This window comes from Pseudomonas sp. 34 E 7 (assembly GCF_900005715.1).
Lineage (GTDB): Bacteria > Pseudomonadota > Gammaproteobacteria > Pseudomonadales > Pseudomonadaceae > Aquipseudomonas > Aquipseudomonas orientalis_A.
Genome location: NZ_CVTX01000173.1, coordinates 20,170 through 28,882 on the forward strand (window position 1 = coordinate 20,170; position 8,713 = coordinate 28,882).

6 protein-coding genes are annotated in these 8,713 nt (G+C 61.2%); 4 read left to right on the forward strand and 2 right to left on the reverse strand.

Annotated elements, in window-relative coordinates:
• Positions 1 to 113 precede the first annotated feature (113 nt).
• Positions 114 to 572, forward strand: coding sequence for an REP-associated tyrosine transposase (locus tag BFP96_RS23790; protein WP_065896788.1), 459 nt, complete (start codon positions 114 to 116; stop codon positions 570 to 572).
• A 126-nt stretch (positions 573 to 698) separates the two neighbouring features.
• On the opposite strand, the gene BFP96_RS23795 is transcribed toward BFP96_RS23790, so the two are convergent.
• Positions 699 to 1,982, reverse strand: a complete 1,284-nt coding sequence (locus BFP96_RS23795) for a Zn-dependent hydrolase (RefSeq protein ID WP_065937122.1) — start codon at positions 1,980 to 1,982, stop codon at positions 699 to 701.
• Between the two features lie 98 nt (positions 1,983 to 2,080).
• On the reverse strand, positions 2,081 to 3,568 hold the full coding sequence (locus tag BFP96_RS23800; protein ID WP_065937123.1) for an NCS1 family nucleobase:cation symporter-1: 1,488 nt from the start codon (positions 3,566 to 3,568) through the stop codon (positions 2,081 to 2,083).
• 602 nt (positions 3,569 to 4,170) lie between these two features.
• On the opposite strand from BFP96_RS23800, the gene hydA reads away from it, so the two are divergent.
• The 3 genes from hydA (at position 4,171) to preA (ending at position 8,459) form a co-directional block, all read left to right on the forward strand.
• Positions 4,171 to 5,610, forward strand: a complete 1,440-nt coding sequence (hydA, locus tag BFP96_RS23805; RefSeq protein WP_065937124.1) for a dihydropyrimidinase — start codon at positions 4,171 to 4,173, stop codon at positions 5,608 to 5,610.
• Positions 5,611 to 5,817: 207 nt separating this feature from the next.
• Entirely contained in the window at positions 5,818 to 7,185 is a 1,368-nt protein-coding gene (locus BFP96_RS23810; RefSeq protein ID WP_065896792.1) for an NAD(P)-dependent oxidoreductase, read from the forward strand.
• Complete coding sequence (preA, locus tag BFP96_RS23815; RefSeq protein ID WP_170876038.1) at positions 7,182 to 8,459, forward strand: NAD-dependent dihydropyrimidine dehydrogenase subunit PreA; 1,278 nt, start codon at positions 7,182 to 7,184, stop codon at positions 8,457 to 8,459. Before BFP96_RS23810 ends, preA begins: the two co-directional genes overlap by 4 nt.
• The last annotated feature ends 254 nt before the right edge of the window (positions 8,460 to 8,713 follow it).

Sequence of the window (8,713 nt, forward strand, 5' to 3'; positions counted from 1 at the left end):
GGGGGCTTGCTCCCGATAGCGCCCTTCCAGACACATCCTGCCAAAAGCCTGCACATCACATTCAGCCCACCCCTCCTAGCCTCTCAGAGTCCACTTAGCAGAGAGGCCAGGGAATGCCTGATCTACCCGCTTCACATCGCCTGCGCATCGGCCGAATCAGCGAACCGAATCGCATCTACTTGATTACCACCAATACCCATGAACGCATTCGCCTGTTCAGCGACTTTCACCTCGGGCGCCTGGTGGTCCGGCAATTTCGAATCGCTCAGCACCAAGGGCTGGCGAACTCCCTGGCATGGGTCATCATGCCCGACCATTTCCACTGGATCCTCGAGCTGAAAAAAGGCTCGCTGGCAGACCTGATGTGCCAGGTAAAATCCAGAAGCACACGAACCGTCAACGGCGCCACCGGACGCAAGGGCCGGCTATGGCAGGAAAGCTTCCACGACCGGGCGCTGCGCAAAGAAGATGACCTGGTGAAAATGGCCCGCTATGTAGTGGCCAATCCATTGCGAGCAGGGTTGGTCGAGCGGATCGGGGACTATCCTTTGTGGGATGCAATTTGGGTCTAGTACCTATCGGGACTATCTGACACAACACAGTTAACTGTGGGAGGGGGCTTGCTCCCGATAACGGTGTATCAGTAGCAGATTTATTGACTGACCCACCGCCATCGGGAGCAAGCCCCCTCCCACATTTCAAGCCGCAAGCTTGCCGCTGGCGATGGCTGCCGAAGCCGCCACCATGGCCCTCAACAACACCGCACACCCCGCCGCCAAATCATCCGGCGCGGCATTCTCGATTTCGTTATGGCTGATACCACCCTCACACGGCACAAAGATCATTCCCGCCGGGCCCAGCTCGGCGACGAAAATCGCGTCGTGCCCTGCCCCGCTGACAATGTCCATGTGCGACAACCCCAAGCCATTGGCCGCGTCGCGCACGGCGTCCACGCAGCCTTGGTCGAAGAACAGCGGCGGGAAGTCGGCGGTAGGTTCCAGTTCAAAGCTCAAGCCATGTTTGTCGCAGGTTGCATCGATCACCTGGCGCACCTGGGCAATCATCGAATCCAGGCGTGCCGGCTCCAGGTGACGAAAATCCAGGGTCATGCGCACTTCGCCGGGAATCACATTGCGCGAACCGGGATACGCCTGCAGGCAACCCACGGTCCCGCAGGCATGCGGCTGGTGTTCCAGTGCTGCGGCGTTGACGGCGGCCACCACCGCTGCCGCGCCTACCAGAGCATCCTTGCGCAGGTGCATCGGCGTCGGCCCCGCGTGCGCTTCAACGCCCCGCAACTTCAGGTCGAACCACTTCTGCCCGAGGGCTCCGAGTACCACGCCGATGGTTTTTTTCTCATCTTCGAGAATCGGCCCTTGTTCGATATGCGCTTCGAAATAAGCACCGACTTTGTGCCCGCTCTCGGCACGCGTGCCCGCATAGCCGATGGCGTTCAGCGCATCGCCAACCGAAATGCCGTCCACATCCACCTTGGCCAGGGTGTCGGCCAGGCTGAACTTCTCGGCGAACACCCCGGAGCCCATCATGCACGGTGGAAAGCGCGAGCCTTCTTCGTTGGTCCACACCACCACTTCCAGCGGCGCCTCGGTTTCGAGCTTGAGGTCGTTGAGGGTGCGCAGCACTTCCACACCGGCCAACACGCCGAAGCAACCGTCGAACTTGCCGCCGGTGGGCTGGGTGTCGATATGGCTGCCGGTCATCACTGGCGGCAGGTCGGGGTTGCGCCCCGGACGCCGGGCGAAAATATTGCCGATGCCGTCGACAGACACGGTACAGCCGGCCTCCTCGCACCATTGCACGAACAGGTCGCGGGCCTTGCGGTCGAGGTCGGTGAGGGCCAGGCGGCACACCCCGCCCTTGGGGGTGGCGCCGAGCTTGGCCAGGTCCATCAGCGACTGCCACAAACGGTCGCGGTTGATGTGCTGATGGGTCGATTGCAGAACGTCGAGGGCAGCGTTCATGGGGGGATCTCCTCAGGCTTGAATTGACACGATTCCAACAGTGAAAGCTGGTCAAAATGTGGGAGGGGGCTTGCCCCCTCCCACATTTTTGACCGTGTTCACATAGATGATTTGGCTACGACTGGAGTGATCGCGCGTCTGGCGTTCAGCGCGTAATACAGCACCCCGCCCAACGCCGAACCGGTAAACCAGCCGTAGCTGTAGAACCAGCTGAACGCATCGCTGCCCAGGGACAGCAAGGTCAGCACCACCGGTACGCCGAATGCGATAAACCCGCTCCAGTTCCAGGCCGGGTACACGTCGTCCCGGTAGAGTCCCGCCAGGTCCAGTTGCTGCCTGCGGGTGATGAAGTAGTCCACCACCATGATCCCGGCGATCGGTCCCAGCAGGCTGGAGTAACCGAGCAACCAATTGGAATACACCGTCTCCAGGCTGACATCGGACACGATCAGTCCGAGTTTTTTCAGCAGCTCATGGGCCATCAGCGCCAACCCCACCAGACCGGTCAGAATCACCGCCGTGGTGCGGTTGATCAGCTTGGGCGCGATGTTCTGAAAGTCGTTGGTCGGCGAAACGATGTTCGCCGCCGTGTTGGTCGACAAGGTGGCGATGATGATCAACGCCATGGCGACGGCGACCCACACCGGGCTCTGGATATGCCCGATCAGGGTGACCGGGTCGGACACGCTGACGCCCACCAGTTTTACCGAAGCGGCGGTCATGATCACGCCCAGGGCGGCGAACAGGAACATGGTCAGCGGCAAGCCGAAAATCTGCCCGAGGATCTGGTCCTTCTGGCTTTTGGCATAGCGGCTGAAGTCAGGGATATTCAGCGACAACGTGGCCCAGAACCCCACCATTGCGGTGAGGCCGGCCATGAAATAACCGCTGAGACTCGCCCCTTCGGGACGCTTGGGCGGGATCGCCATCAGCTCGCTGATCGACACATTCGGCATCGCCCACACCAGCAAGCCAACGCCCACGGCAACCAGCAACGGCGCCGACAGGGTTTCCAGGCGCTTGATCGACTCGGCGCCACGCAACACCACCCACAGATTCAGGCACCAGAAAAGCATGAACCCGATCACCTCGCCGGTGCCGCCGAGGGACTTCCAGCCCTCGAAAATCGAGCCAAGAAACAGATGAATCGCCAGCCCGCCGAACATCGTCTGGATGCCAAACCAGCCGCACGCCACCAGCGCACGGATCAGGCACGGCACATTGGAGCCCAGGATGCCGAACGATGAGCGCAACAGCACCGGAAAGGGAATGCCGTACTTCGTACCCGGAAATGCGTTAAGCGTCAGTGGGATAAGAACCACAATGTTGGCCAGCAAAATCGCCATCAGCGCTTCGCCCACCGACAGGCCGAAGTACGCGGTGAGCACACCGCCCAGGGTGTAGGTGGGCACACAGATCGACATGCCGACCCACAGCGCCGTGATATGCCACTTGTTCCAAGTGCGTTCGTGCACCTTGGTCGGTGCCATGTCGTGGTTGTAGCGCGGGCTGTCGAGGACGTCGGGGCCGGCGTCGAGTTCGTACAGGCCGTTGCGTTCGGTGACTTGCGATCTGTTCTGTTGCATGGCCGCTCCACGGTTTTTTTAAAATTATTGTTGCTCACCTGCACGGTTAAGGCAGGTGGCCGGAGTACCTCGTAGACAACATGACATCTCAGGCCCGGCCAGCCGCCACTGCACTCAATTACCGTGCCGACAACTGCTTCGCGACCCACACTGCATATATAACTGGCTGATGTTTATCAGCTTTATCCGATTGCCCGAGGGCATCTTCGGAACTTGCCGTGCGACTCAGGCGCCACAACAGGAAAGTTATCCGAACCTTCAGGACTCAATCTGGTGCAACACAATTATTTTTATTTACCGGCCTCGTCAAGCGCTGTCTCTCAAGCGGCTGATTTGCAATAAGAAATGTTGCTCAAATCAGCAACCTGTCAAGTGCGTCAAAATGGTAACTGGTTGCTTCATTTTGGTGATTTTTGATTTTTATCGATACAAATCAAATAGTTAAATCATACAAAAGACGAATAAAAATATTCTTGCCCAATCGAAAAACTCGGGCTAGTTTCTATTCCTGTCACCGATGACAGGAATTAACCCGCCGTCGGCGAACGGTATTACAACACTTAGAACTGGCACAAGCCGGTCAAGCCTGTGAGGAACTCGACATGTCGCTGTTGATCCGTGGCGCCACCGTTATTACCCATGATGAAAGTTACCGCGCCGATGTGTTTTGCGCAGACGGTCTGATACGTGCGATCGGCACGGACCTGGATATTCCCGCCGGCGCTGCAACACTCGATGGCAGCGGCCAATACTTGATGCCCGGCGGCATCGATCCCCATACCCATATGCAACTGCCGTTCATGGGCACTGTGGCCAGTGAAGACTTTTTCAGTGGCACGGCGGCGGGCCTGGCAGGCGGGACCACCTCGATCATCGACTTCGTGATTCCCAACCCGCAGCAGTCCTTGATGGAGGCGTTCCACCAATGGCGCGGCTGGGCCGAGAAGTCGGCGTCCGACTACGGCTTTCATGTGGCGATCACCTGGTGGAGCGACCAGGTACGCGAGGAAATGGCCGAACTGGTCAGCCACCATGGCATCAACAGCTTCAAGCATTTCATGGCCTACAAGAACGCGATCATGGCGGCGGACGACACCCTGGTGGCCAGTTTCGAGCGCTGCCTCGAACTGGGCGCGGTGCCCACGGTCCATGCGGAAAACGGCGAGCTGGTCTACCACCTGCAACGCAAATTGCTGGCCCAGGGCATCACCGGGCCGGAAGCGCATCCGCTGTCGCGCCCTTCCCAGGTGGAAGGCGAAGCGGCCAGCCGGGCGATCCGCATTGCCGAGACCCTCGGCACGCCGCTGTACCTGGTGCACGTCTCCACCCAGGAAGCACTGGACGAAATCACCTATGCGCGGGGCAAGGGCCAGGCGGTCTACGGCGAAGTGCTCGCCGGCCATTTGTTGCTGGACGACAGCGTCTATCAGCATCCCGACTGGCAGACCGCCGCCGGCTACGTGATGAGCCCGCCGTTCCGTCCGCGCGGGCATCAGGAGGCACTCTGGCGCGGTCTGCAATCGGGCAACCTGCACACCACCGCCACCGACCACTGCTGCTTTTGCGCCGAACAAAAGGCCGTCGGGCGTGACGACTTCAGCAAGATTCCCAACGGCACCGCCGGCATCGAAGACCGCATGGCGCTGCTGTGGCACGAGGGCGTCAACACCGGGCGCCTGTCGATGCAGGAATTCGTCGCACTGACGTCCACCAACACCGCGAAGATCTTCAACCTCTACCCGCGCAAAGGCGCGATCCGCGTGGGCGCCGATGCCGACCTGGTGCTGTGGGACCCGCAGGGCACGCGCACGATTTCCGCCAAGACCCATCATCAGCAAGTCGACTTCAACATCTTCGAAGGCAAGACCGTACGCGGCGTGCCGAGCCACACCATCAGCCAGGGCAAGCTGGTCTGGGCCGATGGCGACCTGCGCGCCGAGCGGGGTGCCGGGCGGTATGTGGAACGGCCGGCGTATCCGTCGGTGTTTGAACAGCTGAGCAAGCGGGCAGCGCTGTCCAAGCCAGTGGCTGTGAACCGCTGAAACCGCCATCGGGGGCAAGCCCCCTCCCACATTGATCGTTGATCGTTCCCACGCTCTGCGTGGGAATGCAGCCAGGGACGCTCCGCGTCCCAAGAGCGGACGCAGAGCGTCCAACGAGGCATTCCCACGCAGAGCGTGGGAACGATCGTCCAAGGCAACAAAAATGCCCACTTAGAGGCAATCCAAAAAAACCGTGAGGCCACTACCGTGATCCAGACCCTGACCCACCTCCCCCACCCCCGCGAAGACGGGGCCACCCTCGCCAGTCAGTTCACCGATCTGGCACCGCCCCTCAACGACCGCCAGGCCCGACTGGAAGCCTCGCGCTGTCTGTATTGCTACGACGCACCGTGCGTGAACGCGTGCCCCAGCGACATTGATATCCCCTCGTTCATCCGCCATATCCACACCGAAAACGTGCAAGGCGCCGCGCAGAAAATCCTCTCGGCCAACATCCTGGGCGGCAGTTGCGCGCGCGTCTGCCCCACGGAGATCCTCTGCCAGCAAGCCTGCGTGCGCAATAACGCCGAAGAATGCGCCCCGGTGCTGATCGGCCTGCTGCAACGCTACGCGGTGGACAACGCCCATTTCAGCGAACACCCTTTCCAACGCGCCGCGCCCACCGGTAAACGTATCGCCGTAGTCGGCGCAGGGCCTGCCGGTCTGGCCTGCGCCCACCGGTCCGCCTTGCAGGGTCATGACGTGGTGATCTTCGAAGCCCGGGAAAAAGCCGGCGGCCTGAATGAATACGGCATCGCCAAGTACAAGCTGGTGGACGACTTCGCCCAGAAGGAATTGGATTTCCTCCTGCAAATCGGCGGCATCGAGCTGCGTCACGGCCAGCGCCTGGGCGACAACCTCACCTTGAGCGAGCTGCACACGCAATTCGATGCGGTGTTCCTCGGCCTCGGCCTGGCGGCCAGCAAACACCTGGGCCTGTCCCACGAGGACGCCCCCGGCCTGCTCGCCGCCACCGACTACATCCGCGAACTGCGCCAAGCCGACGACCTCACTCAACTGCCGTTGGCCGACCGCTGCATCGTGCTTGGCGCCGGCAACACCGCCATCGACATGGCCGTGCAAATGGCGCGCCTCGGCGCCCGCGACGTCAACCTCGTGTACCGCCGTGGTGTCGCCGACATGGGCGCGACCCAGCATGAACAGGACATTGCCAAGGCCAATCAGGTACGCCTGTTGACCTGGGCCCAGCCCGAAGAGGTGTTGCTTGACGACGAGGGCCGAGTCCGCGGCATGCGCTTTGCCCGCACACACATGGAGAACGGTCGCCTGCAGCCCACCGGCGAAACGTTCGAACTGGCCGCCGACGCGATCTTCAAGGCCATCGGCCAAGGCTTTGACAACGCAGCGCTGCACGACCCACTGGCCCGGCAGCTGCATCGCGTAGGCGAACGCATCTTTGTCGACGAACACCTGCGCACCAGCATTCCCGGGGTCTATGCCGGCGGTGATTGCGTCAGCCTCGGCCAGGACCTCACCGTGCAGGCGGTGCAACACGGCAAGCTGGCCGCCGAGGCCATGCATGCCCAACTCATGCTCAATGTGGAGGCCGCATAATGGCCGATCTGTCGATTGTATTCGCCGGTATCAAAGCCCCCAACCCGTTCTGGCTGGCCTCCGCTCCCCCCACCGACAAAGCCTACAACGTGGTGCGCGCGTTCGAGGCCGGCTGGGGCGGCGTGGTGTGGAAAACCCTGGGTGAAGACCCGGCGGCGGTCAACGTGTCGTCGCGCTATTCGGCCCACTACGGGGCCAATCGCGAAGTGCTGGGTATCAATAATATCGAGCTGATCACCGACCGTTCCCTGGAGATCAACCTGCGCGAAATCACCCAGGTCAAAAAGGACTGGCCGGACCGCGCGCTGATCGTGTCGCTGATGGTGCCTTGTGTCGAGCAATCCTGGAAAAACATCCTGCCGCTGGTAGAAGCCACCGGTTGCGACGGCATCGAGCTGAATTTCGGCTGCCCCCATGGCATGCCCGAACGCGGCATGGGCGCGGCGGTCGGCCAGGTGCCGGAGTATGTGGAACAGGTGACGCGCTGGTGCAAGACCTATTGCTCACTGCCGGTGATCGTCAAGCTCACGCCCAACATCACCGACATCCGCGTGGCCGCGCGCGCGGCGTATCGTGGCGGCGCCGATGCGGTGTCGCTGATCAACACCATCAACTCCATCACCAGCGTCGACCTCGAACGCATGGTCGCCCTGCCGGTGGTCGGCACGCAAAGCACCCATGGCGGCTATTGCGGCTCGGCGGTCAAACCGATTGCCTTGAACATGGTCGCCGAAATCGCCCGCGACCCGCAGACCCAGGGCCTGCCGATCTGCGGTATCGGCGGCATCGGTAACTGGCGTGACGCGGCGGAATTCGTCGCCCTGGGCTGCGGCGCGGTGCAGGTATGCACGGCGGCGATGCTGCATGGGTTTCGCATCGTGGAAGAAATGAAGGATGGCTTGTCGCGGTGGATGGACAGCCAGGGTTACACCAGCTTGCAGGAGTTTTCCGGGCGCGCGGTGGGCAATACCACCGACTGGAAATACCTGGATATCAACTACCAGGTGATTGCGAAGATTGACCAGCAAGCGTGCATTGGCTGCGGGCGTTGCCATATCGCCTGCGAGGACACCTCGCACCAGGCCATCGCCAGTTTGAAGCAGGCCGATGGTACGCATCAATATGAGGTGATTGATGACGAGTGCGTGGGCTGCAATCTGTGCCAGATCACCTGCCCGGTGGCCGACTGCATCGAGATGGTGCCGATCGACACGGGCAAGCCGTTTTTGAACTGGACCCAGGACCCGCGCAATCCTTATCGGGAGGCGGTGTAGGCCTGTAGACCGCCATCGGGGGCAAGCCCCCTCCCACACTTGATCGGGTTCACATAGATCCAATGTGGGAGGGGGCTTGCCCCCGATGGCGGCCTCTGGGCCGACCAGGATGTTGGATTGGACCGAGTACATATCCGTTTCTGCGGTAACGACTGCTAACGGTTCCGCTTTTACAGCGGCTCACTTTTGAAAAGCGCAAAAGTAAGCAAAACGCTCTTGCCCCACCACTCGGCACCTCGCTAATGCTCGGTGTG

Coding starts and splice junctions, on each gene's coding strand:
- BFP96_RS23795 (WP_065937122.1), bottom strand. CDS start 1,982: ATGAACGCTGCCCTCGACGTTCTGCAATCGACCCATCAGCACATCAAC.
- BFP96_RS23800 (WP_065937123.1), bottom strand. CDS start 3,568: ATGCAACAGAACAGATCGCAAGTCACCGAACGCAACGGCCTGTACGAA.
- BFP96_RS23790 (WP_065896788.1), top strand. CDS start 114: ATGCCTGATCTACCCGCTTCACATCGCCTGCGCATCGGCCGAATCAGC.
- hydA (WP_065937124.1), top strand. CDS start 4,171: ATGTCGCTGTTGATCCGTGGCGCCACCGTTATTACCCATGATGAAAGT.